At 70.3% G+C, this 24,928-nt stretch carries 26 protein-coding genes; 18 read left to right on the top strand and 8 right to left on the bottom strand.

Features of this window, described 5'->3' with window-relative positions:
* Nucleotides 1-4: 4 nt before the first annotated feature.
* Nucleotides 5-2,077, bottom strand: coding sequence for a hypothetical protein (locus tag OG698_RS21910; protein ID WP_406104863.1), 2,073 nt, complete (start codon nt 2,075-2,077; stop codon nt 5-7).
* 19 nt (nt 2,078-2,096) lie between these two features.
* Nucleotides 2,097-3,371, bottom strand: a complete 1,275-nt coding sequence (locus tag OG698_RS21905) for a glycosyltransferase family 4 protein (RefSeq protein ID WP_406104862.1) — start codon at nt 3,369-3,371, stop codon at nt 2,097-2,099.
* A gap of 210 nt (nt 3,372-3,581) precedes the next feature.
* Between OG698_RS21905 and OG698_RS21900 the strand changes: the two genes are divergently transcribed.
* Complete coding sequence (locus tag OG698_RS21900; protein ID WP_406111211.1) at nt 3,582-4,289, top strand: response regulator transcription factor; 708 nt, start codon at nt 3,582-3,584, stop codon at nt 4,287-4,289.
* Nucleotides 4,290-4,291: 2 nt separating this feature from the next.
* Nucleotides 4,292-5,761, top strand: a complete 1,470-nt coding sequence (locus tag OG698_RS21895; protein ID WP_406104860.1) for an ATP-binding protein — start codon at nt 4,292-4,294, stop codon at nt 5,759-5,761.
* Between the two features lie 3 nt (nt 5,762-5,764).
* Here the strand turns inward: OG698_RS21895 and OG698_RS21890 are convergent, their stop codons facing one another.
* Entirely contained in the window at nt 5,765-6,370 is a 606-nt protein-coding gene (locus OG698_RS21890) for a hypothetical protein (RefSeq protein WP_406104859.1), read from the bottom strand.
* 283 nt (nt 6,371-6,653) lie between these two features.
* Here OG698_RS21890 and hemL point away from each other — a divergent pair, with 283 nt between their 5' ends.
* The 10 genes from hemL to OG698_RS21840 all read left to right on the top strand — a co-directional run bounded on the left by hemL (nt 6,654) and on the right by OG698_RS21840 (nt 16,668).
* Nucleotides 6,654-8,018: a glutamate-1-semialdehyde 2,1-aminomutase gene (hemL, locus tag OG698_RS21885; protein WP_406104858.1), complete on the top strand. Its 1,365-nt coding sequence runs from the start codon at nt 6,654-6,656 to the stop codon at nt 8,016-8,018.
* Nucleotides 8,015-8,710, top strand: coding sequence for a histidine phosphatase family protein (locus OG698_RS21880; RefSeq protein WP_100597987.1), 696 nt, complete (start codon nt 8,015-8,017; stop codon nt 8,708-8,710). Before hemL ends, OG698_RS21880 begins: the two co-directional genes overlap by 4 nt.
* Nucleotides 8,711-8,887: 177 nt before the next feature.
* Complete coding sequence (locus OG698_RS21875) at nt 8,888-10,129, top strand: hypothetical protein (protein ID WP_406104857.1); 1,242 nt, start codon at nt 8,888-8,890, stop codon at nt 10,127-10,129.
* 99 nt (nt 10,130-10,228) lie between these two features.
* The gene (locus OG698_RS21870; protein WP_329571421.1) at nt 10,229-10,849 is read left to right on the top strand and encodes a TlpA disulfide reductase family protein; all 621 of its coding nucleotides are present in this window, start codon (nt 10,229-10,231) and stop codon (nt 10,847-10,849) included.
* A gap of 6 nt (nt 10,850-10,855) precedes the next feature.
* Nucleotides 10,856-11,632, top strand: coding sequence for a cytochrome c biogenesis protein CcdA (locus tag OG698_RS21865; RefSeq protein WP_329571419.1), 777 nt, complete (start codon nt 10,856-10,858; stop codon nt 11,630-11,632).
* 3 nt (nt 11,633-11,635) lie between these two features.
* Nucleotides 11,636-13,336: a cytochrome c biogenesis protein ResB gene (locus OG698_RS21860; RefSeq protein WP_406104854.1), complete on the top strand. Its 1,701-nt coding sequence runs from the start codon at nt 11,636-11,638 to the stop codon at nt 13,334-13,336.
* Nucleotides 13,333-14,424, top strand: a complete 1,092-nt coding sequence (ccsB, locus tag OG698_RS21855; RefSeq protein WP_406104853.1) for a c-type cytochrome biogenesis protein CcsB — start codon at nt 13,333-13,335, stop codon at nt 14,422-14,424. Before OG698_RS21860 ends, ccsB begins: the two co-directional genes overlap by 4 nt.
* Nucleotides 14,425-14,497: 73 nt before the next feature.
* Nucleotides 14,498-15,130: an RNA polymerase sigma factor gene (locus tag OG698_RS21850; protein ID WP_406104851.1), complete on the top strand. Its 633-nt coding sequence runs from the start codon at nt 14,498-14,500 to the stop codon at nt 15,128-15,130.
* The gene (locus OG698_RS21845) at nt 15,127-16,053 is read left to right on the top strand and encodes a CU044_5270 family protein (RefSeq protein WP_406104850.1); all 927 of its coding nucleotides are present in this window, start codon (nt 15,127-15,129) and stop codon (nt 16,051-16,053) included. Before OG698_RS21850 ends, OG698_RS21845 begins: the two co-directional genes overlap by 4 nt.
* A gap of 66 nt (nt 16,054-16,119) precedes the next feature.
* Nucleotides 16,120-16,668 carry an SRPBCC family protein gene (locus OG698_RS21840; protein WP_406104848.1) on the top strand — a complete coding sequence of 183 codons (549 nt, stop codon included), beginning with the start codon at nt 16,120-16,122 and terminating at the stop codon, nt 16,666-16,668.
* Nucleotides 16,669-16,699: 31 nt separating this feature from the next.
* Here the strand turns inward: OG698_RS21840 and OG698_RS21835 are convergent, their stop codons facing one another.
* From OG698_RS21835 to OG698_RS21825, 3 genes are read right to left on the bottom strand one after another with little or no spacing between them, the layout of a single operon-like run.
* Nucleotides 16,700-17,683 carry an isopenicillin N synthase family dioxygenase gene (locus tag OG698_RS21835; RefSeq protein WP_406104846.1) on the bottom strand — a complete coding sequence of 328 codons (984 nt, stop codon included), beginning with the start codon at nt 17,681-17,683 and terminating at the stop codon, nt 16,700-16,702.
* A 60-nt stretch (nt 17,684-17,743) separates the two neighbouring features.
* A complete protein-coding gene (locus OG698_RS21830; RefSeq protein ID WP_100597995.1) occupies nt 17,744-18,202 on the bottom strand; it encodes a nucleoside deaminase in 459 nt (152 codons plus the stop codon).
* Nucleotides 18,199-18,609 (bottom strand): PLD nuclease N-terminal domain-containing protein, encoded by a 411-nt coding sequence (locus OG698_RS21825; protein ID WP_406104844.1) that lies wholly within the window; start codon nt 18,607-18,609, stop codon nt 18,199-18,201. The genes OG698_RS21830 and OG698_RS21825 overlap by 4 nt, the downstream gene beginning before the upstream one ends.
* Nucleotides 18,610-18,697: 88 nt before the next feature.
* Here OG698_RS21825 and OG698_RS21820 point away from each other — a divergent pair, with 88 nt between their 5' ends.
* Genes OG698_RS21820 through OG698_RS21810 form a run of 3 tightly spaced genes read left to right on the top strand, consistent with a single transcriptional unit; the run spans nt 18,698 to nt 21,760 of the window.
* On the top strand, nt 18,698-20,149 hold the full coding sequence (locus OG698_RS21820) for a menaquinone biosynthesis decarboxylase (RefSeq protein WP_399971002.1): 1,452 nt from the start codon (nt 18,698-18,700) through the stop codon (nt 20,147-20,149).
* Nucleotides 20,146-21,048: a menaquinone biosynthesis prenyltransferase MqnP gene (gene mqnP, locus OG698_RS21815; protein WP_406104842.1), complete on the top strand. Its 903-nt coding sequence runs from the start codon at nt 20,146-20,148 to the stop codon at nt 21,046-21,048. The genes OG698_RS21820 and mqnP overlap by 4 nt, the downstream gene beginning before the upstream one ends.
* Before the next feature lie 31 nt (nt 21,049-21,079).
* On the top strand, nt 21,080-21,760 hold the full coding sequence (locus OG698_RS21810) for a UbiX family flavin prenyltransferase (RefSeq protein ID WP_406104840.1): 681 nt from the start codon (nt 21,080-21,082) through the stop codon (nt 21,758-21,760).
* On the opposite strand, the gene OG698_RS21805 is transcribed toward OG698_RS21810, so the two are convergent.
* Complete coding sequence (locus OG698_RS21805) at nt 21,757-21,888, bottom strand: hypothetical protein (RefSeq protein WP_267893758.1); 132 nt, start codon at nt 21,886-21,888, stop codon at nt 21,757-21,759. The genes OG698_RS21810 and OG698_RS21805 overlap by 4 nt on opposite strands.
* A 172-nt stretch (nt 21,889-22,060) precedes the next feature.
* Here OG698_RS21805 and OG698_RS21800 point away from each other — a divergent pair, with 172 nt between their 5' ends.
* Complete coding sequence (locus tag OG698_RS21800; protein WP_329571395.1) at nt 22,061-22,516, top strand: Lrp/AsnC family transcriptional regulator; 456 nt, start codon at nt 22,061-22,063, stop codon at nt 22,514-22,516.
* 90 nt (nt 22,517-22,606) lie between these two features.
* Complete coding sequence (gene mqnE, locus OG698_RS21795) at nt 22,607-23,770, top strand: aminofutalosine synthase MqnE (RefSeq protein WP_326778576.1); 1,164 nt, start codon at nt 22,607-22,609, stop codon at nt 23,768-23,770.
* Between the two features lie 89 nt (nt 23,771-23,859).
* Here mqnE and OG698_RS21790 read toward each other — a convergent pair whose 3' ends face one another.
* Complete coding sequence (locus OG698_RS21790; RefSeq protein WP_406104838.1) at nt 23,860-24,384, bottom strand: GNAT family N-acetyltransferase; 525 nt, start codon at nt 24,382-24,384, stop codon at nt 23,860-23,862.
* A 106-nt stretch (nt 24,385-24,490) separates the two neighbouring features.
* Here OG698_RS21790 and OG698_RS21785 point away from each other — a divergent pair, with 106 nt between their 5' ends.
* Nucleotides 24,491-24,787, top strand: a complete 297-nt coding sequence (locus OG698_RS21785) for a DUF4229 domain-containing protein (RefSeq protein ID WP_329571391.1) — start codon at nt 24,491-24,493, stop codon at nt 24,785-24,787.
* Nucleotides 24,788-24,928: the final 141 nt, after the last annotated feature.

Below are 24,928 nucleotides of genomic sequence, written 5' to 3'. Positions count from 1 at the left end.
GTGGTCAAGGGCCCTGCGGGACGGCCGGCGCGAGCCAGGCCGTCCAGCCGCGGGTGTGGTGCAGGGGGTACGGCGTCCAGTCGCGCGCATAGTGCGGTGGGCGCTGTCCCTTTTCCGTGAGGACGGCGGTCGGCACCTTCGCGGCGCGGCCGAGGATGCCCGCGACGGTCGTCGAGACGTTGTTGCCGTCGATCTGGGCGGAGGCGCAGCCCGCGTCGTAGGCGATGGGGAGGGCGCGCGGGCCCGAGACCAGGCAGGGCGGGCGCAGGCCGAGGGTGCGCAGGCTGTCGGCGGCGGCGCGGTAGCGCTGGTTCGTGGTGGCGGTTGCTGCGGTGACCTCGGTCAGGACTGTGGCCTGCGAGACGAACTGCGCCGCGACGATCAGTCCTACGAGGATGAGGGCGCGTCGCGAGGTCAGACACGTGACCAGGCTCGCGACCGGCAGGGCGAGGAGCGCGTAGGCCGGGAGCAGGAAGCGCGGGGCCGAGTAGTCGATCATGAGTAGATACGGCACGGCGAGCGCGGCGGCGACGGCCACGGGGAGCGCGGTCGCCAGGAGCCGGCGCTCGCGCACCGCGCAGGCGAGTGCGGCGGCGGCGAGGACGGGCAGGGCCAGCCACCACAGGGTGAGGCCGGGGGAGTCCAGGGTCGCCGTGCACGGGCGGCACAACAGGGGGCCGTTGAGGCTGGACCAGGCGTTGTCGAAGTTGAGGTGCAGGCCCATGTCGCCCTCGGTGGCGCTCGACACGTGCAGCCGTTCCTGTACGGACCCGAAACGGATGTACGCCTCCGCGACCCACTGGGCGAGGCCGGTCGCGAGTCCGCCGACCAGGTAGGGCAGGGTGCGGCGGCCGCGGAACAGGGCCGTGGCGATCAGGGGCAGGGCGAGCCAGACGGCGTCCGGAGCGCGGAACAGGGCGGTCACGGCGACGCAGCCCGCGAGCCACAGGTTCGCGCGGGGTTCGCGCCGGATCACCGCGCGCAGGAACCAGCCGGTGGCGGCGACCGAGCCGAACGCGACCCAGAGGTTGGGCATGGCCTGCGGCCCGGAGATCTGGGTGATCCACAGCCCCGCGAACAGCAGCGCGGCGAGGGCGGTGGTACGGGCCCCGACGACGGGACGCCATACGCGGAACGCGGCGTACAGGGCGGCCGAGGAGAGCAGCGTGAGCGCGATGCGCAGGACGGGCACGGACGGGGTGACCGCGATGAACGGCGCGGTCAGGAAGCTGATGCCACGGGAGCGCGGCGCGCTGAAGAAGGCGGCGGGGACGCGCGGGTCGTACTGCGACACATACACGGCCTCGTCCCAACCGAGCGCGTGCGCGAACGCCGGCACGACGAGCACGAACTGGACGAGGGCGTAGACGAGAGCGACGAGGGCCAGCCAGGGGGTGGCGCGGGGGAGACGCTCGGGGGCGTCAGATGTGGTGGCGGGGGAGGAAGGGGAGCGGGGGATGGCGGTGGCGCCGGTGGGGGCGGTGGCACCGGGGGCCGCTGTGGGGGCTCGGGGGCCGGGGCTGGGCTCGGTGTGGCGGCCGGGGGCGGTGGCTGGCGCGTCGCTCCCGGGCTGGGCAGTGGTGGCTGCCGTGTCGGTCTCGGGTTGGGCAGTGGTGGCTGCTGGGTCGGTGTTCGGATGGGTGTCGGGTGGTGGGGTCGGGTGTGGTCGGGGCGTGGTGAGGCTTGGTGTGGAGGGGTGTTCGGCTCGTCTCGGGGCCGTGGCTCCGGGCTCGGGTCGATCCGTCTCGGGTTGGGCCGTGGTGGCTGCTGGGTCGGTGTTCGGATGGGGGCTGGGTGGTGGGGTCGGGTGTGGTCGGGGCGTGGTGAGGCTTGGTGTGGAGGGGTGTTCGGCCCGTCTCCGGGCCGTGGCTCCGGGCTCGGGTCGACTCGCCTCCGGTCGGGCGGTCGTGGTTGCCGTACCCGGCTGGGGGTCGGGCCGGGGGGCGGGCCGCCGCCGGTTTTGGTCGGCCCGCCTGCCCCGGCCCTCGGTGGCCCGGTCCCGTTTGGCTCCGGGGGCCTTGGGGCCTTGCGGGCGGGCCGGTTCTGGGGTGCCGAGTTGGGTGTCGTTGGTCGTCATGTGCCTTCCCGCTCGTGCGTCACGTGGGGCGTGGGTCCGAGCGGGCGCCGCGCGCGGACGCGGTCCGCGCCGGGCCGTGGGTCGAACGGGCCTTGCGGCGGGCCCAGCCGGCCGCGCGTGAGCGCAGCCGCTGCCACGACCGCAGGCGCCGCGTCTCACGGAGTTCGGCGAACAGGAGCTCGTACCGGGCGACGATCGGATCGGGGTCGTAGCGGCGGGCGGACGCGAACGCGGCGCGGGCCATGGCGTGCCGGCGTGGCGCGTCGTGGATGAGGCCGACGACCGCCTCGGCGAGGGCCCGCGCGTCCCCGACCGGCACGAGCCGGCCGTCGACGCCGTCGGTGATGATCTCGGCGGGGCCGAGCGGCGCGTCGGTGCTGACCACCGGAACCCCGCACCGCATCGCCTCGACGAGCGTCATCCCGAAGGACTCCGCATCTGACGCGGACACCACGATCGAGGCCCTCGCGAACTCCGGCTCGATGGGCGAGCGCGCCCCCATCAGGTGGGCGCGCCCGGTCAGTCCGAGCCCGGCGACGAGATCGCGCAGCTTCGCTTCCTCGGGCCCGCCGCCGTAGATCCGCAGCTGCCACTCGGGTTCCTGCGCGGCGACGGCCGCGAACGCCTCCAGGAGCAGGTCGAAGCGCTTGCCCGGCGCGAGACGCCCGGCGCTCGCGATGACCTTGGCGGCGCCGTCGGACGGCGGGCAGGGCGCCTCCGGCACGATGTTGGGGACCGACAGGACCCGTACGCCCGGCAGGGCCATGCGCGCCCGGTACACCTCGGCGTCCGCCGCGGTCATGGTGACGACGGCGTCGAGGGAGCGGTAGTGGCGGGCGAGCACCGCCCGGAGCTTCTTGCTGTGCGCGTCGTGGCGCAGGTGCTCCTGCCCGATCCGCAGTGCGGTGCGCGGGCCGTACATCGCCAGATACACGTTGATGCCGGGGCGCGTACCGATCACGACGTCAGCGTCGCAGCGCTCCAGGTACCCGCGCACGCGCAGATCGTGCAGACGGGTGTACTGCTTGTGCCGCTTCTCGGCGGCGGGAAAGTCCCGCGCAGGCTCCTCGTACGCCGCGTACCGCGTGTCGACGCCGCCGATACGCGTGTCGACGAGTGGGACCAGTGAGACGGCGGGGTCGACCGTGAAGCGCGGCACCTCGCGATGCCGGGACATCGACACGATCTCCACCTCGTGGCCGCCGCGCCCGGCGAGCGCCGCGGCGAGGTTGAGCGTGGTTCGCACGGTCCCGCCGATCGCGTACGCGTTGTGCAGCAGGAACACGATCTTCATGGACAACCCTCCCGGCGGGCGCTGTGCCCGCAACATACGGCGGGAGCCTGGTCCAGCCAGGTAAGCCACCGTTCGCGCCTGGGTGAGAGGCGGGTAAGAAGGCGTCCGGCGGGCCCCTGGGCAGGGGGTATGCCGCCGGGCGCGGGGGGCACACTGGAACGCGTGTCCCCTACCGCTGCGCCCGCCACGCCCCACGCCGCGTCCCCGACCGTGCTGCTCGCCGAGGACGACCGTGCCATCCGCCATGCCCTGGAGCGGGCCCTGACTCTGGAGGGTTACGAGGTCACGGCCGTCGCCGACGGGGTGGAGGCGATCGCGCAGGCGCACCGCAGCGCGCCCGACATCCTCGTCCTGGACGTGATGATGCCGGGCATCGACGGTCTTCAGGTGTGCCGGGTGCTGCGCGCCGAGGGGGACCGCACGCCGATCCTGATGCTGACGGCGCTCGTCGAGACGCCGGACCGGATCGCGGGCCTGGACGCGGGCGCCGACGACTACGTCGTGAAGCCGTTCGACGTGGATGAGGTCTTCGCCCGGCTCCGTGCCCTGCTGCGCCGCAGCAACGGCGCCTCCTCCGACGACGGGAGCGACGGACGCGATGCGTCGCCCGAGCCCGACGGCCAGGTCGCGGCGGCCGACCTCAGAATGGACCCGCAGGCGCGGCGGGCCTGGCGCGGGGAGCGCGAACTGGAGCTGACCCGTACCGAGTTCGACCTCCTGGAGCTGCTCGTGCGCAACGCGGGCATAGTCCTCGACCACGCCACGATCTACGACCGCATCTGGGGCTACGACTTCGGTCCCGGGTCGAAGAACCTCGCCGTCTACGTCGGCTATCTGCGCCGCAAGGTCGACGAACCAGGCGCCACCTCCCTCATCCACACCGTGCGCGGCGTCGGCTACGTGCTGCGGGAGGACTGAGGATGCCGCGCCCCCGCCTGCGCGCGTTCCTGCACGGGCGACCGCGCGCCCGGTCTCTGCGGACGACGTTCGCCGTGTCGTTCGCGGCCGTCGCGGCGGCCGTCACCGTCCTGGTCGGCTTCCTCTCCTACGACGCCGCGGCGCGGCTCGTCCGCGTGGACCAGCAGGCCGTGTTCGACGAGGTCGTCACCGATCTGCGGCAGCAGGTGAAGGAGGCCAAGCTCACCCCGTACGACTTCGCGTCGGGGGACCCCGACCACGACGGGCCGCGCGACGACCTGATCCGGCCGGCCCGTACGGACGTCCAGGTGCTCGGGCCCGGCGGCCGGGTCGTCGACCGCGGCAGCCCGCAGCTGCCGGTGAACGCGGCGGACCGGCGCACCTCCGACGAGGCGCACGCCGGTGTGACGGAGGAGGCCGACGGGGCGGAGCAGGGCGGCTCGCGGCGCGATGTGGAGATCGGCGGGGACGAGTACCGGATGAAGGCCGTGTCCCTGGGCGGCGGGCGCGGCGCCGTGCAGGTCGCGCAGGAGTTCAGCGACACGGAGGACCTGCTGCGTGAACTCCAGCAGCGCACGGGCCTGTTGGCGGGCTCCGTGATCGTGGCGGCGGGACTTGTCGGCTGGTGGCTGGCGCGCCGGATCACGGGGCGTCTGGTGAGGCTGGCCGAGGCGGCGGAGGACGTGGCGGGCACGGGGCACCTCGATGTGCGGGTGCCGGTCAACGGCGGCGACGAGGTGGGCAGCCTGGGGCGCTCCTTCGACCGGATGCTGGGGCGGCTTGCGCGCTCGATGGAGGACCAGCGCCGACTGGTGCAGGACGCCGGTCATGAACTGCGCACGCCGCTCACCTCACTGCGTACGAACATCTCGCTGCTGCGCCGTATCGAGGACCTGCCGCCCGCCGCCCGCGAGGAGCTGATCGCCGACCTGGCGCAGGAGTCGCGTGAACTGACCGATCTGGTCAACGAGTTGGTGGAGCTCGCCGCGGGCAAGGAGGACGACGAGCCGGTCGTCGAGGTGGCGCTCGCCGAGACCGCGGAGGACACGGCGGTCCTCGCGCGCCGCCGTACGGGCCGCACGGTCACGGTGCGTTCGCGGGGCGACACGGTGGTCCGGGGCCGACCGGCCTCGCTCCAGCGCGCGGTGTCGAACCTGGTGGAGAACGCCGCCAAGTTCGACCGCGACGGCACGGAGCTGATCGAGATCGTGGTCACGGGAGGCCTCCCGGACGGCGTGCGCGTCGAGGTGCTCGACCGGGGTCCCGGCATCGCGGACTCGGATCTGGACCGGGTCTTCGACCGCTTCTACCGCGCGCCGGCCGCCCGCAGCCTGCCGGGCTCCGGCCTCGGCCTGTCCATCGTCCAGGAGGTGGCCGCGGCCCATGGGGGCGCGCCGTTCGCGAAGGCGCGTGCGGGCGGGGGAGCGGCGATCGGGTTCACGGTGCGGGGTGTGCTGCCCGGCGAGGAGTGAGGGTCAGGGCCAGACGAGGCAGTAGGCCTGGTGTCCCGCGTCGTGCAGCCGGTGGCTGAAATCCTGCCATTCGTGCAGGAGTTGGTACACGTAGAACGCGTCGCGCGGGCCGCCGCGGTCCGGGACCGTCGACCAGATGAATGCCGCGGCGCCCACGGCCTCCTCGCCGACGCCGCGCAGCGGGTCGACGACCGTCATGGGCAGCTTCACGACCGCGTAGTCGGGGTGCAGGACGACCAGTTCCAGCGGGGGGACCTTGTGCAGCGGTATGCCCTCTATGCCGGTGAGGACCATCGCGGCCATCGTCTCCGGCTTGATCTTGGTGAACATGCCGCCCATGCCGAGCTCGTCACCGCCGAGCTCCTCGGGGCGCATCGAGATGGGGACACGGGCCGCCGTGGCGCCGTCGGGCGCGCCGAAGTATTTGTACGTCACCCCCACCCGGCCACCATTCCTGCTCCCGGTCCCGCTCAGTGCCTGCCCGGCGTCCGATTCCTCCGCCGCTGCCGCTGCCGCTGCCGCCTCCGCGTCGCGCCGGTGCTTTCCCCGCCGGGCACGCCGGGGGCCCAGGTCGTCGGTCCCCTCGCCCAGTCCGCCACCGCGATGCATATCTCCACCCGACTGCTTTTCCAGGGCGCCTGGCCCCTTTTCTAGGCCGCGCGGCCACCACCGCGCAACCCGATCATCGTGTCAGTGACCTCCCCCACGGTCACTCGCCGAAACGTGCGGTGAACCACCCGCGCGGGCCGGGGAGCGAACCCCGTGCCGGCGTGCAGCGTGAACTGTCCGCGAGCGGCCCGTCCCCTGGGAGTTTAGGTAGTCCGTTCCCGCCGTGGCCAGAGAAGCAGGGGATGAGCCGGGCTCCGGAGAGCCTGCCCGTACGCTGAGAGGCATGGCAGAGGCGAACAACATCCCGGGGTCCGCGGCGCCGCCGTCGGGCGCGACCGCACCGTACCCCTATGAAGCACCGGTCTCGCAGGGTCTCTTCGACCGCGCGGCCCTCGTGACGCCGGGCGGCGTGAACTCGCCCGTACGCGCGTTCCGTGCCGTGGGCGGTACGCCCCGGTTCATGGTGTCCGGTACCGGTCCGTACCTCACGGATGCCGACGGTCGCGAGTACGTCGACCTCGTCTGCTCCTGGGGGCCGATGATCCTCGGCCATTCCCGTCCCGAGGTCATCGCGGCCGTCCAGGAAGCCGTCGCACGCGGTACGTCCTTCGGTACACCGGGTGAGGGCGAGGTGGCCCTGGCCGAGGAGATCGTCGCGCGGATCGCGCCGGTCGAGCAGGTGCGGCTGGTGTCCAGCGGCACCGAGGCGACCATGTCCGCGATCCGGCTCGCCCGCGGGTTCACCGGGCGCGCCAAGGTGATCAAGTTCGCCGGCTGTTACCACGGGCACGTGGACGCGCTGCTCGCCGCGGCGGGATCGGGTGTGGCGACCCTCGGGCTGCCGGACACCCCGGGTGTGACCGGTGCCCAGGCGGGCGACACCATCGTCGTCCCGTACAACGACCTCGACGCCGTGCGGGCCGCGTTCGCCGCGAACGAGGGCCAGGTCGCCTGTGTCATCACCGAGGCGTCGCCGGGCAACATGGGCGTCGTCCCGCCGGTCGAAGGCTTCAACCAGGGACTCGCGGACCTGTGCCGGGAGAACGGCGCGCTGTACATCTCCGACGAGGTCATGACCGGCTTCCGCACGTCGAAGGCTGGTTGGTACGGCGTCGACGGGGTGGCGCCCGACCTGATGACGTTCGGCAAGGTCATGGGCGGTGGCTTCCCGGCCGCCGCGTTCGGTGGCCGCGCGGACGTCATGGGGTACCTCGCCCCGGCCGGACCCGTCTACCAGGCGGGCACGCTGTCCGGGAACCCGGTCGCGACGGCGGCCGGCGTCGCGCAGCTGCGGCTGCTCGACGACGCCGCGTACGCGAAGATCGACGCGGTCTCCGAGCAGCTGCGCACCCTGGTGGGCGCCGCGCTCACCAAGGAGGGCGTCGCGCACCGCGTGCAGAGCGCCTCCAACATGTTCTCGGTGTTCTTCACGGAGAACGAGGTGCGCAACTACGAGGACGCGAAGCGCCAAGAGTCCTTCCGCTTCACCGCGTTCTTCCACTCGATGCTGGAGCAGGGCGTCTATCTGCCGCCGTCGGCCTTCGAGTCCTGGTTCGTCTCCACTGCCCATGACGAGCGGGCGGTCGAGCGCATCGCCGCCGCGCTCCCCGGTGCCGCGCGCGCGGCTGCGGAGGCCACGCAAGCATGACCACTGCCGGCAAGTCCGACCAGGACATCACCGTCGTCCACGTGATGCGGCACGGAGAGGTGCACAACCCGGAGGGGATCCTGTACGGGCGCCTGCCCGACTACCACCTCTCCGAGCTCGGCCGGCAGATGGCCGACCGGGTCGCCGAGCACCTGTCCTCGCGTGATGTGACCCATGTCGTGGCCTCCCCGCTGGACCGGGCGCAGGAGACGGCGACGCCGATCGCGAAGGCGCACGGGCTCGACCTGGCGACCGACGACCGGCTCATCGAGGCGGGCAACGTCTTCCAGGGCAAGACGTTCGGCGTCGGCGACGGCGCGCTGCGCAAGCCGGAGAACTGGAAGCACCTCGTCAACCCGTTCAAGCCGTCGTGGGGCGAGCCGTACGTCGAGCAGGTCGTGCGGATGATGGGAGCCCTCGACGCGGCGAAGGACGCGGCGCGCGGTCACGAGGCGGTGTGCGTCAGCCATCAGCTGCCGATCTGGATCGTGCGCAGCTTCGTGGAGAAGCGGCGGCTGTGGCACGACCCGCGCAAGCGGCAGTGCACGCTCGCCTCGCTCACGACGTTCACCTATCGCGGGGACAAGATCGTGTCCGTCGGCTACACGGAGCCCGCGCGCGATCTCGTGCCCGCCCATCTCCTCGCGGGTGCCAAGCCCGTGAAGGGGAAGGACAAGGCGTTCGGCGCGTAGCGCCTTCGGTCCTGAGCGCCTTCGGTCCCGAGCACATTCGGCACTCGGAACATTCGACGTAAAGCCGTCGGCATTGCCCAACTTTGTTCTCCGCGCCGGAACCGCAGTGTTCGTCGCGCCCTCTAAGGGGGTGCCCGTCTCGTACGGGAACGGGGCGCGACGAATGGGGACCAGGGAATGCCGGACATCACACGAAGGGGACTGATCGGGCTCGGAGCGGGGGCGGCGGCCGCCGCGCTCGCCGGGTGCGGTACCGGCAACGGGCAGGGTGGCGGGGTCTCCGTGCCGCCGGGTGGCAAGGGTGAGGGCGGCGCCGGTAAGCCCGACAAGCCCGCGGTCCGGTCGATCGGCGACGGCTCGACGTCGTACACCGGCAAGCAGCCGAACCAGCCGGGCAAGCCCGTCCCCCTCGAACCCGGCGAGACGCCACCGCAGTTCGTGATCTTCTCCTGGGACGGCGCGGGCGAGGTCGGCAACGGCCTCTTCCCGCGCTTCCTCGAACTGGCCGAGAACCACGGCGCGCACATGACGTTCTTCCTCTCCGGCCTCTATCTGCTGCCGGAGTCGAAGAAGCGGCTCTACCGCCCGCCGAACAACGGGGTCGGCGCCTCCGACATCGGCTATCTCACCGATGACCACATCAAGGAGACGCTGAAGTACGTCCGCCGGGCCTGGCTGGAAGGCCATGAGATCGGCACGCACTTCAACGGCCACTTCTGCGCGGGCACCGGCACCGTCGCCAACTGGACCCCGGCGCAGTGGCGCAGCGAGATCGACCAGGCCAAGTCGTTCGTCAAGGAGTGGCGCACGAACACGGGCTGGCACGACCTGCCCTCGCTGCCCTTCGACTATGAGAAGGAACTCGTCGGCGGCCGCACGCCCTGTCTGCTCGGCCAGGACAATCTGCTGCCCACGGCCCGCGAGCTCGGCTGGCGCTACGACGCCTCGTCGCCGGGCGGCCGGCAGCGCTGGCCCTCCAAGCGCGGCGGGGTGTGGGATCTGCCGCTGCAGGCCGTGCCGTTCCCCGGGCACAGCTTCGAGGTCCTCTCGATGGACTACAACATGCTGGCCAACCAGTCGGTGAACACGACCAGGGCGCCCGCCTACAACTACCCGCGCTGGCGCAAGCAGTCGGCCGAGGCCTACATAGCCGGCTTCAAGCGGGCATACGAGACGAACCGGGCGCCGTTCTTCATAGGCAACCACTTCGAGGAGTGGAACGGCGGGATCTATATGGACTCCGTCGAAGAGGCGCTCAAGCACATGGCCGGCCAGAAGGATGTACGCCTCGTCTCCTTCCGGCAGTTCGTCGACTGGCTGGACGTCCAGGACCCGAAGGTCCTCGACAAGCTGCGCTCGCTCGACGTCGGAGCGCGCCCCGACGGCGGCTGGAAGAGCTATCTGAAAGCCGCGGCGTGAGCCTCGCGCCGCACCCTGAATGACCCCTCCTGAAATGGGGTTTTCCGTACGCAAGGGGGGTGCGGAAGATCCCCTAAACAGACATGCGAAACTTTTCACATGAGTGCCGACTGCCGCGTTTCCCCCCTCGCTGCATCCAAGCGCCGTACCGCCCTCCTCGCCGCGGGAGCCGCGGTCGCTGCGCTGACGCTCTCCGCATGCAGCTCCGGCGGAACGTCGGGTGGCGGCAACAACACCAACTTCGTGACGAACTCCGGCGGCATCTCCACCGTCGACAAGGGCGACCGGCACGACGCCCCGAAGCTGGACGGCAAGGACCTGGAGGGCAAGCCCCTCGACCTCGCCGACTACAAGGGCAAGGTCATCGTGCTGAACGTGTGGGGCTCCTGGTGCCCGCCGTGCCGCGCCGAGGCCAACTACTTCGCCAAGGTCGCGAACGAGACCAAGGGCAAGGACGTCCAGTTCATCGGGATCAACACCCGTGATCCGCAGACCGAACCGGCCCTCCAGTTCGAGAAGGACCACAACATCCCGTACCCGAGCTTCTACGACCCCTCGGGCAAGCTGATGCTGCGGTTCGAGAAGGGCACCCTCAACCCGCAGTCCATCCCGTCCACGCTCGTCATCGACCGCGACGGCAAGATCGCCGCCCGCTCGCTGCGCGCGCTCAGCGAGGACAAGCTGCGCAAGATGGTCGACCCCGTGATCGCGGAGAAGTGAGCGACGGTGCACGCCACGCTCACCGCTCTCGCCGCTGAAGGCGGAGTGAGCAACACCGTCGAGAGCGGTGCGCTCCTGCTCGCTCTGCCGATCGCCGTGCTCGGCGGTCTCCTCTCGTTCTTCTCGCCCTGCGTCCTGCCTCTCGTGCCCGGCTATCTGTCCTACGTGACAGGGGTCAGCGGCACCGACCTGGCCGACGCGCGGCGCGGCCGGATGGCGCTCGGCGCCGGACTCTTCGTCCTCGGCTTCACTGCCGTCTTCGTCTCCGGCGGGGCCCTCTTCGGCTACTTCGGCGAGACGCTCCAGGAGTACCAGGACACCCTCACCAAGATCCTCGGTGTCCTGATGGTCCTCATGGGGATCTTCTTCATGGGCATGATGCCCTGGCTCACGCAGCGCGAATTCCGCTTCCACAAGCGGCCGGTGACCGGGCTGATCGGCGCCCCGGTGCTCGGCGCCCTGTTCGGCATCGGCTGGACCCCCTGCATCGGTCCGACGCTCGCCTCCGTGACCGCCCTGTCGTTCAACGAGGCGAGCGCGGGGCGCGGGGCCATACTGACCGTTGCGTACTGCGCCGGGCTCGGTGTCCCCTTCGTGCTCGCCGCGGTCGCCTTCCGCAAGGCGCTCGGCGCCTTCGGCTGGGTCAAGAAGCACTACGCCTGGGTGATGCGCATCGGCGGCATCATGATGATCTTTACCGGAGTGCTGCTGCTCACAGGAGCCTGGGACACCCTCGTCCAGCAGATGCAGTCCTGGTCCAACGGCTTCACGGTGGGAATCTGATTCATGAGCACGACTGAATCCGGCAAGACCGGCGAGGTGGGCGGCGACGAGCTCGGCGCGGCCGGCTCGCACCTGTCCACCGCACCGCAGGAGGACCGCGGCCCGAACCTGCCCCGCCTGGGGGCCATCGGCTGGGCCCGCTGGTTCTGGCGGCAGCTCACCTCGATGCGCGTCGCGCTGATCCTGCTCTTCATGCTCTCGCTCGGGGCGATCCCCGGCTCGCTGATCCCGCAGTCCGGGGTCGACGAGATGAAGGTGCAGACGTTCAAGGACGCGCACACCACGGTCTCGCCGGTCTACGACAAGCTGGGCCTGTTCCACGTCTACAGCTCGGTGTGGTTCTCCGCGATCTACATCCTGCTGTTCATCTCCCTCATCGGCTGCATCGTCCCGCGCACCTGGCAGTTCGTCGGGCAGCTGCGCGGCCGCGCCCCGGGCGCCCCCAAGCGCTTCACGCACCTGCCCGCGTCCGCGACCTGGCGCACCGACGCCGAGCCCGAGCAGGTCCGCGCGGCGGCCCTCGAAATCCTCCGCAAGCGCCGCTTCCGCGCCCACATCTCCGGTGACTCCGTCGCCTCCGAGAAGGGCTATCTGCGCGAGGCCGGCAACCTGATCTTCCACATCGCGCTGATCGTGATGCTGATCGCCTTCGCCTGGGGCCAGCTCTTCAAGTCCGAGGGCGGCAAGCTGATGGTCGAGGGCGACGGAGGCTTCTCCAACGCCCTGCCGATGTACGACGACTTCAAGTCGGGCAACCTCTTCAACTCCGACACCGACCTGACGCCGTTCAGCTTTCAGCTCGACAAGTTCGACGGGACGTACGAGCGCAACGGGCCGAACAAGGGGAGCCCGCGCGTCTACCGCGCGAACGTCACCTACAGCGTCGGCGCGACCGGCAAGGACCAGAAGTCCGCGATCGAGGTCAACACGCCCCTCGACATAGACGGCACCAAGGTCTATCTCAACGGCCACGGCTACGCGCCCACCGTCACCGTCCGGGACGGCCGCGGCAAGATCGTCTCCCGGCAGGCCGTGCCGCTGCTGCCCATCGACTCGAACGTCACCTCCACCGGTGCCATCAAGGTCATGGACGGTTACCGCGACAAGAACGGCAAGCGGGAACAGCTCGGCTTCAACGCCTTCTTCGTGCCGACCTTCGCGGGGTCCGGGAAGGGCAACATGTTCTCCCAGTTCCCCGCGCTCGACTACCCCGTCCTCGCGCTGTCCGCGTACCACGGAAGCCTGGGTGTCGACTCCGGTATCCCGCAGAACGTGTACCAACTGGACACCTCCAAGATGAAGAAGTTCACGGACTCGAAGGGGGAGCTGCTCAAGACGCGGCTGCGGCCCGGCGAGACCATGAAGCTTCCGAACGGTGCCGGGTCGATCACGTTCGACAAGGACATCAAGCAGTGGGCGAGCTTCCAGATCACCCACCAGCCCGGCGACGGCTGGGCCCTCGCCGGAGCGCTCGCCGCCATCGCGGGCCTCGCCGGCTCCCTGTTCATCCAGCGCCGCCGTGTCTGGGTCCGGGCGACCCCCGGAGCCGACGGAGTCACCGTCGTCGAGATGGGCGGTCTCGGCCGCAGTGAGTCCTCGAAGGTGGCCGAAGAACTCGGCGACCTGGCCGCACACCTCTACGAACAGGCGCCCAGCGCCGCCGATCCCCAACCTGCTGTTCCTGCCGAAGGGGCTGAGAAGTGAATCTCGCCGCCGCAACCAACGAGAATCTCGCGCACATCAGCAATGTGCTGATCTACTCGTCGATGGCCGTGTACCTCCTGGCCTTCTTCGCGCACATGGCCGAGTGGCTTTTCGGCAGCCGCAGCAAGGTCGGCCGCACCGCTGCCGCGCTGACGCAGAAGGCCACCGCGCAGGCCGCGGCCGGCTCCGTGAAGGTGCAGGTCAAGGAGAAGAACGGCGGCACCGCCGTCCTGGAGCGGCCCAGAGTCGTGACTCGCGCCGTCTCCGGTACGCGTGACGTGCCGGACGGCCCCGGCGCCTCCGGCGGCGACGAGCAGGGCGACCTCTACGGCCGTATCGCGGTGTCCCTCACCGTGCTCGCGTTCCTCGTCGAGGCGAGCGGTGTGCTCACCCGCGCGCTCTCCGTGCAGCGCGCGCCGTGGGGCAACATGTACGAGTTCAACATCACCTTCTCCACCGTCGCTGTCGCTGTGTACCTCGGCCTGCTCGTGGCGAAGAAGAACATCGGCTGGCTCGGCCTCCCGCTGGTCACCACGGTCCTCCTCGATCTCGGCCTCGCTGTCACTGTCTTGTACACCGCCAGCGACCAGTTGGTTCCCGCCCTTCACTCGTACTGGCTGTACATCCACGTCTCCACGGCGATCTTCTGCGGCGCGGTGTTCTACGTCGGCGCGGTCAGCACGCTGCTCTACCTGTTCCGCGACTCGTACGAGAACAAGCTGGCGAACGGCGGCAAGCCCGGGAAGTTCGCGACCTCCGTCATGGAGCGCCTGCCCGCCGCGGCCTCGCTCGACAAGTTCTCCTACCGCGTGAACGCGGCCGTCTTCCCGCTGTGGACGTTCACGATCATCGCGGGCGCGATCTGGGCCGGCGACGCGTGGGGCCGCTACTGGGGCTGGGACCCCAAGGAGACCTGGTCGTTCATCACCTGGGTCGCGTACGCCTGCTACCTGCACGCCCGCGCGACCGCCGGATGGAAGGGCCGCAAGGCCGCCTACCTGGCCCTCATCGCCTTCGCCTGCTGGCTGTTCAACTACTACGGCGTAAATATCTTCGTCACCGGCAAGCACTCCTACGCCGGCGTCTGACACCACGACAGCCCACGAAGGCCGGTTCCCATGTGACGTGAGTCACGGGAACCGGCCTTCGTCGTACGGACAGATGGGTGGCGTGAAGAGGAATCAGGGGGCACATCAAGCACGCAGAACCCGGGTGAGGGACGGTGACGCCGACGCGTTCGGTGAGCTCTTCGACGCCTACGCCCGATCCGTCTACAACCACGCCTACAGCCTGACCGGCGACTGGTCGACCGCCGAGGAAGTCGTCTCGCTGACCTTCCTCGAAGCGTGGCGGCTGCGCGACAGGGTCGAGCCCGAGGGCGGCTCGCTGCGGCCCTGGCTGCTCGGCGTCGCCACGAACGTCACGCGCAACCTGCGCCGCGCCACCCGCAGACACGCCGCCGCAGTCTCCCGCCTCCCGCGCGCGGAGCCCGAGGCCGACTTCGCCGACGACGTCGTGGGCCGCATCGACGACCAGGCCCGCATAGCCCTCGTCCACACCGCGCTGGCCACACTGCGGCGCCCCGAACGCGAGGTGCTCGCCCTGTGCGTCTGGTCGGGACTCGACTACCCGTCCGCCGCCAGGGCGCTCGGCGTCCCCGTCGGAACGGTCCGCTCCCGGCTGTCCAGAGCCCGCAGGAAACTCGCCCGCGCCATGGAACTTCCGCACCTCGACGGACAGATGAAAGGCGGCCACGCTCCCGTGGCCGGGCCCATACAGGAGGGAAATCGATGAACACGCTTCCTGAGAAGGACCTTCCGCCGGGCCGGCACCGACTCCTCAAGGAGCATCTGATGACCGAGATCCGGGAGACCGAAGCACCCGCGCAGGCACCGCGTCGCCGGAATCGGCTGCGGCCGGTCGCCGCCGTGGCCGTGGCGACCGCGGCGGCCGTCACCTTCGTCGCGCTGCCGTCGGACGGCGCGGGCGCCCCGCCACCGACCAAGGAGGCCGTGGCGCTCCTGGAGGACGTCGCGCTCGCCGCCGAGCACTCCGATACGCCCGCCGGCATCCGCGACGACCAGTTCGTCTACGTCGACAGCCTCGTGTCGTACTCGCAGAGCGGCGAGGGCATGAAGACGAAGATCCCGCCACTGCACCGGCTGGAGACCTGGCAGTCCGTGGACGGCACCCGCAAGGGACTCGTACGCGAGAAGGGCCGAGGCCAGTGGGCGACCGAAACCGGGCCGGTCCCGGGCAAGCCCGGCTACGAGACGTCCGCCGGCTACCGGCACCTGTCCACCCTGCCCACCGATCCCGACGCGATGCTGCGCTGGCTGCGCAGAACGGCGCCCGAGCACAGCGGCCAGCAGGCCGATCAGGCCATGTTCGTGCTGGTCGGCGACCTGATCAGGGATGCGCTCGTGCCGCCGGAGGTGGGTGCCGCGCTCTACCGGGCCGCCGCCAGGATCCCCGGCGTGACCGTGGTGAAGGGGGTGAAGGACGCCGCGGGCCGGCCGGGGATCGCCGTGGCCCGCAAGGACCCCGACAACCCCAGCCGCGACGAGTGGATCTTCGACGTGAAGACCCATGAGTTCCTGGGCGAGCGCACCGTCGCCACCGAAGCCTGGTCGGGCGGGGTGAAGAAGGGCCAGGTCACGAGCAATACGGCGGTCGTGGACCGGGCCGTCGTCGACAAGCCGGGGCAGCGGCCCTAGGCACGGGGGCAGCGGATCCCGGTCCGTACGGGTGCGCGAAGCGCGCGGGCGCGCCAGCCTTGAGGTATGACCGAATCCAGCCACCCCACCGAGCCCGCGGCACCTGCCACACCCGTCGCGCCCGGCACGAGCCGGACCGAGGGTCACACCCACACCCTGCACTTCACGATCCCTCTTCCGCATCCCGTGGAGGAGGTCTGGGCGGCGGTGGCCACCCCGGAGGGTCTGCCGGGGTGGCTGGCCGCCGCCGATGTGCTCGAACCACGGCTCGGCGGCGCGGTCACGCTGCGGTGGCTCAACAGCGGGCGCGCCCACCAGGGCCGGGTCACCGCGTGGGACGGCGAGCGCGTCGCCGAGTACACGCTCGAAGGCCCGCACGGCCGCCTGCGCTTCCACCTGGAGCCGACGGCCCCCGACGCGACGACCCTGCGGTTCACCGGCGAGATCGACGGAGACGACTCGGAGCGCCTGGACTACCTGGCCGCCTGGCACGACCACTTCGAGCACCTGGCCGCCGCGCTCGACGGGCGCCCGACGGACGAGCGGGCCTGGGCGGCCTGGACCCCGTCCCGATGGCAGGAGCTCCGGGACGGCTATCTCAAGGCTCCACAGTGATCGGACATGCGGTGATCGGACGCCGCAGTGATCAAGGCTCCACAGTGATCGTGTCCAGCTTCGCCCGCAGATACGTGTGCGAGTCGACCGGCTCGTGCGCGACCCGGCCCTTCGGCGCGGGCACGGACTCGACGGTCGTGCGCGGGTCGCACTCGTAGAAGTAGACGAGCGACATCAGCTCCTCGGTGGGCAGGTCGGCCGGGGGCGGCAGGACGCGGTGGCGGCCGGAGCGCCAGCGGTCGCCGGTCCAACGCGCCATCAGGTCACCGATGTTGATGGTGAACGCGTCCGGGTCGAACGGCGCGTCCTCCCAGCCGCCCTCGTCGGTGTAGACCTGGAGCCCGCCCTTGCCGGCCTGCCGGTCGAGAACCGTGACGGTCCCGAAGTCGGTGTGCGGGCCGATGCGGAACTGGCCCTCCTCGGGCTCGCCCACGACGTCCGTACCCGGGTACCAGTTGATGTTGAAGCCCCAAGTGGGGTGCGTGGTGTGCCGGGTGAAGAAGTCCTCCTCCTCGCCGAGCGCGACCGCGAGGAGTTCGAGCAGCAGGTCGGACAGCTCCCGCATCCGCCCGAGATACGTCTCGACGAGCGCGCGCAGCTCGGGCGTCTCGGCGGGCCAGGTGTTGGGCAGGAACCACTCCGCGTCGATCTCCGCGTCCCCGGTGGGCAGTTCGGAAGCGTACGACAGGGACTCCTTGAGGTCGGGCGGGGTCTCGGTGCCCTCCGCGTAGCCGTTCGCCTCGGCGCCGGGGCCCAGCCAGCCGCGCCCGCCCACCTTCACGGCGTACGGCTCCTTCACCGCGGGCGGCAGCCGGAAGAAGACGCGCGCCGCCTCCCGGATCCGGGAGCGCAGAAGCGGGTCCACGCCGTGCCCGGTGACCAGCAGGAATCCCGCCGTGCGCAGCGCCTCGTCGACGGCACGGGCGATCCCGGCGCGCGCGTCCGGACCGCCCAGGAGCCAGGGCCGCAGATCGATCGTGGGGATACGGGGCAGTGGCGCACGGGGTTCCGTCATGACCCCACTGTGGACGCGGCGCGGCACGCGGGCAACGAGGCCCGACCGGCCGGATCCGCGCTACTCGCCGATGTCCTCGTTCCACAGCTCGGGACGGGCCGCGATGAACTCCTCCATCATCGCGACGCACTCGGGGTCGTCGAGCATCACGATCTCCACGCCGTGCTCGGCCAGCCAGTCGTGGCCTCCGTGGAACGTCCGAGCCTCACCGACGACGACCCGCGAGATGCCGAACTGCCGCACCAGACCGGAGCAGTACCAGCACGGCGAGAGCGTCGTCACCATCGTCGTGCCCTTGTACGAGCGCTGCCGGCCCGCGTTGCGGAAGGCGTCGGTCTCGCCGTGCACGGACGGATCCGCGTCCTGCACACGGCGGTTGTGCCCGCGCCCGAGGACCTTCCCGTCCGCCGAGTAGAGGGCCGCGCCGATCGGGATGCCGCCCTCGGCGAGCCCCGCCCGCGCCTCCTCGACGGCCGTGGCCAGCCAGGTCCGCGCCAGTTCGGGGTCGAAGGCGCTCATGCCTGCTCCCCGCCCTGCTCGCCCTCGCGCTTCTTGAGCTCCTCCTCGCGGCGGCGCAGATCGGCCTCCCAGTCCTTGAGGAGCGACTCGTCCTTCACCTCGTCGGCAGACGCAGCCTCCTCGCGCAGGGAGTGCAGGAACTCGGGGTTGTCATCGGGCGCGACGAACGTGGTGCGGTGGCTGCGGTGCCACTCGGACGGTGTCGAGCCGTTCGCGGGCGCGTGCCGGTGCCTGCCCGCGACGAGCCAGGCGATCGGGCCGACGAGCACCTCGCCGAAGAGCAGGATGATGATGACCCACACGACCTTCGGCAGGCCCCTGACCTCCTCCTCCGGGGTGTTCAGGCAGTCGATGAAGGCGTAGATCCACAACGCCAGGACCAGCAGGAACGGCAAGTAGCGGAGCATGGTGTCGCGATCCCCCAAGGAGCGGCGTGGGGACGACGCAGGCCCCCGGTGACCGGGTCAGGGTAGCCGGTGCTCGATACTGGGACGCATGGCTTACGACGATCTTCGCTCCCTCCTGCGGGCGCTGGAGCGCGAGGGTGACCTCAAGCGCATCAAGGCCGAGGTCGACCCCTATCTGGAGGTCGGTGAGATCGTCGACCGGGTGCAGAAGTCCGGCGGCCCCGCTCTCCTCTTCGAGAACGTGCGCGGCTCCTCGATGCCGCTCGCGATGAATGTGTACGGGACCGACCGGCGCCTGCTCAAGGCGCTCGGCCTGAAGTCCTACGAGGAGATCAGCGACAAGATCGGCGGCCTGCTGCGCCCCGAGCTGCCGCACGGCTTCGTGGGCGTGCGCGAGGCGTTCGGCAAGCTCGGCTCGATGGTGCACGTGCCGCCGAAGAAGGTGAAGGACGCGCCGGTGCAGGAGGTCGTCCTGCGCGGCGACGACGTGGACCTGGACCAGCTCCCGGCCCTGTTCACCTGGCCGCAGGACGGCGGCTCCTTCTTCAACCTCGGCCTCACGCACACCAAGGACCCCGAGAGCGGCATCCGCAACCTCGGGCTCTACCGGCTCCAGCGCCACGACCGGCGCACCATCGGTATGCACTGGCAGATCCACAAGGACAGCCGCAACCACTACCAGGTGGCCGCCAGGAAGGGCGAGAAGCTGCCGGTCGCGATCGCCTTCGGCTGCCCGCCCGCCGTGACGTACGCGTCGACGGCGCCGCTGCCCGGGGACATCGACGAGTACCTCTTCGCCGGGTTCATCCAGGGCAAGCGGATCGAGATGGTCGACTGCAAGACGGTGCCGCTCCAGGTGCCGGCGAACGCCGAGGTCGTCCTCGAGGGCTGGCTGGAGCCCGGGGAGATGCTCCCCGAGGGCCCGTTCGGCGACCACACCGGTTTCTACACGCCGCAGGAACCCTTCCCCGCGCTGACGATCGACTGCGTGACGATGCGCAAGCGTCCGCTGCTGCAGTCCATCGTGGTGGGGCGCCCGCCGACGGAGGACGGTCCCCTCGGCCGGGCCACGGAGCGCTTCTTCCTGCCGCTCCTCAAGATCATCGTGCCGGACATCGTGGACTACCACCTGCCCGAGTCGGGCGGCTTCCACAACTGCGCGATCGTCTCGATCGACAAGAAGTACCCGAAACACGCGCAGAAGGTGATGCACGCCGTGTGGGGCGCCCACATGATGTCGCTGACCAAGCTGATCGTGGTCGTCGACTCGGACTGCGACGTGCACGATCTGCACGAGGTCGCGTGGCGGGCGCTCGGGAACACGGACTACGCCCGTGACCTGACGGTCGCCGAGGGCCCCGTCGACCACCTCGACCACGCGTCGTACCAGCAGTTCTGGGGCGGCAAGGCGGGCATCGACGCGACGAAGAAGTGGCCCGAGGAGGGCTACACGCGGGACGGCGGCTGGCCCGAGATGGTGCTGTCCGACCCGCAGACGGCGGCGACGGTCGACCGCCGCTGGAAGGAGTACGGCCTGTGACCAGCGCTTCCGCCGCGATCCCGCAGCCGGGCCGCACCAAGGCGTTCCTGCGGCTCGTCATGATCGAGCACTCGGTGTTCGCGCTGCCCTTCGCGTACATCGCGGCGCTCACCGCGATGTTCCGGATGGACGGGAACATCCACTGGTGGCGGCTGCTGCTCGTGACCATCGCGATGGTCGGCCTGCGCACGTTCGCGATGGCCGTGAACCGGATCATCGACCGCGAGATCGACGCCCGTAACCCGAGGACCGCGCACCGCGAACTCGTCACGGGCGCGATGTCCGTGAAGTCCGCCTGGACCGGCGCGCTCATCGCGCTCGTCGTCTTCCTCGGCGCGGCCGCCCTGCTCAACCCGCTGTGCCTGGCGCTCGCGCCCATCGCGGTGATCCCGATGGTCGTCTATCCGTACGGCAAGCGGTTCACGAACTTCCCGCAGGCCATCCTGGGTCTCGCCCAGGCGATGGGGCCGGTCGGCGCCTGGCTGGCGATCACCGGCGAGTGGTCGTGGGACGCGGTGATCCTCGGGCTCGCGGTCGGCATCTGGATCGGCGGCTTCGACCTCATCTACGCCTGCCAGGACGTGGAGACGGACCGCGAGGTCGGCGTGATGTCGGTGCCGGCCCGCTTCGGAATCCCGGCGGCGATCTGGGGAGCGCGCGGCTGCCACACGCTCACCACGGCGCTGTTCGTCTGGTACGCGCTGTCCACGGACGCGGGTGCGTTCTTCTGGCTCGGCCTCGTCATCGTCGCGGGCGCCTTCCTCTACGAGCACACGATCGTGCGGCCGCGCGACCTGTCCCGGCTCAACCGGGCCTTCTTCCAGGTCAACGGCTTTATCGGGATCGCCCTGTTCGTGTGCGCGCTGCTCGACCTCCTCGTGCGCGGCCTGACTGTCTGACCGCGGCCGGGTGCCGGATAGGCTCGACGGCATGACCGCAGGAGAAATTGGGCGCCGGCCTTGGATCGTGGGGGTGTCCGGCGCATCGGGGACCCCGTATGCCGCCGCGGTTCTGCGCGCGCTGCTCGATGCGGGGGAGAGCGTGGACCTGGTCGTCTCGCGGGCCTCGCGGCTGACGCTGCTCGATGAGACGGGCATCGCGTTCCGGGACGCGCACTGGCACGAGGACCTGGGTGAGTGGCTGGCGCGCGGGGCGGACGGGAAGTCGGACACGTTCGCGGTGGGCGACCGGCTCGACCGGGTCAGGTACTGGTCCGCCGGGGATCTGGCGGCGGGACCGTCGTCCGGGTCGTATCCGGCGAAGGGCATGATCATCGTGCCCGCGTCCACGGCGTGCGTGGCGGGCGTGGCGCTCGGTCTGTCGAAGGATCTGCTCCAGCGCGCGGCGAGCGTGACGCTCAAGGAAGGGCGCAGGCTGGTCGTCGCGGTGCGCGAGACACCGCTGAACGGACAGACGCTGAAGCATCTGGTGGCGCTGGACGAGGCGGGCGCCGTGGTGCTGCCCGCCTCTCCGGCGTTCTACGCGGGGGCGACGCACATCCAGGATCTGGTGGACTTCGTCGCCGGGCGGGCGCTCGACGCGGCGGGGGTGCCGCATCGGCTCTACCGCCGGTGGCAGGGAGAGCTCGGGGGCGGCTCTCCGGACCGTTAGCGCTTCTTGGCGCGCGCGGCCCGCTTCTCAGCGGCACGCGCCTCGACGGCGGACTGGTGGGCACGCGAGCGGTTGGCCTGGTCCTGCAGCTCGCGCATACGGGCGTAGGCCATCTCGATCGTGTACACGGTGGCAACACTCCTGAATGATCGTCTTTGATCGGTAGTCGAAGATCGCTTGGAAGGGCAGCCGAAGGTGGAACCGGGTTTCGGCTGAAAGATTCACAGGGCCAATGCCCTGCACGCCTTAGATTCTACACGTAAACTCGCGTCAACACAGAATAATGAAAGGCATGGACCTATGGACGCCGTGGACAGGCAGCTCATTCAGGCTCTGCGCGAGAACGGCCGCGCCTCGTATGCCGAGCTGGGACGCCTCGTAGGCCTGTCCGGGCCCAGCGTCACCGACCGCATCAACCGTCTCGAAGCGGCCGGCGTCATCACCGGCTACCGCGCGACCGTCGACTCGCCCTCGCTCGGCCTCGGCGTCACCGCCCTGATCGGCATCTCGCTCTCCGACGCCGCCGACCACGAGGACGTGGCGCGCCGGCTCAAGGACCTGCACGAGATCGAGGACTGCTGGTTCATCGCGGGCGACGACTCGTACATGCTCAAGGTGCGGGTCGGCGACGTGGACGGCCTGGAGCGCACCATCCGCCGGCTCAGCGGCACGAAGGGCGTCTCGCGCACGCGCACCACGATCGTGCTGTCCACCAAGTGGGAGAACCGGGTGGGGGAGCTGCCGGAGGAGGAGTAGAGGCGGGCACGTAGTGCCTGATGGGGGCCCCTCCCGCCCGAAGGGTGGGGGAGTACGGTTGGCCGCAGTCTTTGGTGAGGAGCAATGGCAATGGACGTAGGGCTCAAGCGCGAGCTGGAGCAGAAGGTGCGGGACGGCGAGCGGCTGTCCCGTGAGGACGGCATCGCGCTGTACGAGTCGGACGACCTGGCCTGGCTGGGCGGGCTCGCCCACGAGGTGCGCACGCGCAAGAACGGCGACGTCGTCCACTTCAACGTCAACCGCCACCTCAACATGACGAACGTGTGCACCGCCTCGTGCGCGTACTGCTCGTTCCAGCGCAAGCCGGGCGAGAAGGACGCGTACACGATGCGCATCGAGGAGGCCGTCCGCCTCGCCAAGGCGATGGAGAACGAGAACCTCACCGAGCTGCACATCGTCAACGGCCTGCACCCGACGCTGCCCTGGCGTTACTACCCGCGCTCCCTGAAGGCCCTCAAGGAGGCGCTGCCGAACGTCGCGCTGAAGGCGTTCACGGCGACGGAGATCCACCACTTCGAGACGATCTCCGGGCTCTCCGCCTCCGAGATCCTCGACGAGCTGATCGACGCCGGTCTCGAGTCGCTGACCGGCGGCGGCGCGGAGATCTTCGATTGGGAGATCCGCCAGCACATCGTCGACCACGCCACCCACTGGGAGGACTGGTCGAGGATTCACCGCCTCGCGCACGAGAAGGGTCTCAAGACCCCGTCCACGATGCTGTACGGGCACATCGAGGAGCCCCGTCACCGCGTCGACCACGTGCTGCGCCTGCGCGAACTCCAGGACGAGACCGGCGGTTTCCAGGTCTTCATCCCGCTGCGCTACCAGCACGACTTCGTCGACATGAAGGACGGCAAGGTCCGCAACCGCCTCCAGGCGCGTACGACCATGGCGACCGGCGCCGAGGCGCTCAAGACCTTCGCGGTCTCCCGGCTCCTGTTCGACAACGTGCCGCACGTGAAGTGCTTCTGGGTCATGCACGGCGTGCAGACCACCCAGCTCGCGCTCCAGCACGGCGCCGACGACATGGACGGCTCGGTCGTCGAGTACAAGATCACGCACGACGCGGACAACTACGGGACGCCGAACAAGCTGACCCGCGAGGACCTGCTCGACCTGATCCGCGACGCCGGCTTCCGGCCCGTCGAGCGGAACACCCGGTACGAGATCATCCGCGAGTACGACGGCCCGGACCCGGCGCGGCGCGAGACGCCGCAGGCGATGCGCGTCTGACGTCGTCTCTGATCCGACGACGTCTCTGACGGCAGGCGCAAGGGCGAAGAGGGGTTCCGGCCGGTGGCCGGGGCCCCTCTTCGCTCATGTCAGGTCACCGGCAGCAGCATCGTGATGTCGTCGCGGTCGTCGCCGGGGGCCACCCGGATCGCGCCGGGGACGCGGCCGACCTCCTTGTAGCCGCACGCCGCGTAGAAGCGGTCGGCGCCGGTGCCGCCGCGGCAGGTGAGGCGGATCGCCTCGATGCCGTCGAAGGCGCGGGCGGCATCGGCCGCGGCGGCCATCAGCTCGCGCCCGTACCCCTTGCCCTGGTACCGCGGGTGGATCATCACCGTGTACAGCCAGATGAAGTGCTTCTGCAGGCGGTGCTGGTTGTACGTGAAGAAGGCCGTCGCCGCGACGGTGCCCTCTTCGTCGCGTCCGACCAGGAGCCGGGTGCGGCCCTCGGTCATCGCGGCGAGATGCCTGACCAGCTCGGGGCGGATGTCCTCGGTGGTGACGGGCGGGACGAAGCCGACCGCTCCGCCCGCGTTGGACACGTCGGCCCAGAGCGCGAGGACGTCGTCCCGCAGCGCCGGATCGATCGGCGGGTCCAGCTGAAACGTAAGGGTCATTGGGCCACTCTAACCATTACTCGCGGTACCGCTCAATGCCCTTCCGGGGTCGCATGCTTCACTTGGTGGTGCGTAGGACCGATTCGGAACGGAAGAGTGGATTGACATGCTCCGCTACACGCTGATGCGCTTCGGGATCTTCGCGGGCTGCTTCCTTGTCGTCTGGGGTCTCGCCTCGACAGGCATCGTGCCCCGCGGCGCCGGCGGCTCGTACTTCCTGTGGATCGCCCTGCTCGGTCTCGTCATCTCCGCGCCGATCAGCTACGTCGTGCTGCGCAAGGAGCGCGACCGGGCCTCCGTCAAGATCGTCGAGCGCGTCGACCGCACGAAGGCCAACTACGAGCGCAACCGCACGCAGGAAGACGTCGCGGACGACACGGCCCGCGCGCAGAGCGCCTCGTAACGCGCCTCGTCCCCGAAGTCCCATGTAAGGGACTCGTAAGCTTCGTCACAACGCAGGTGGCCCCGACATCGCTCGATGTCGGGGCCACCTGCGTTTTCCAGGTCCATGGGTCATGGAGCGGGTCATTTCTTCCCCAAAGAA

The organism is Streptomyces sp. NBC_01003 (genome assembly GCF_045162695.1).
Lineage (GTDB): Bacteria > Actinomycetota > Actinomycetes > Streptomycetales > Streptomycetaceae > Streptomyces.
The sequence above is the reverse complement of the archived record's forward strand: the minus strand, read 5'-3'. Positions and strand labels throughout refer to the sequence as shown.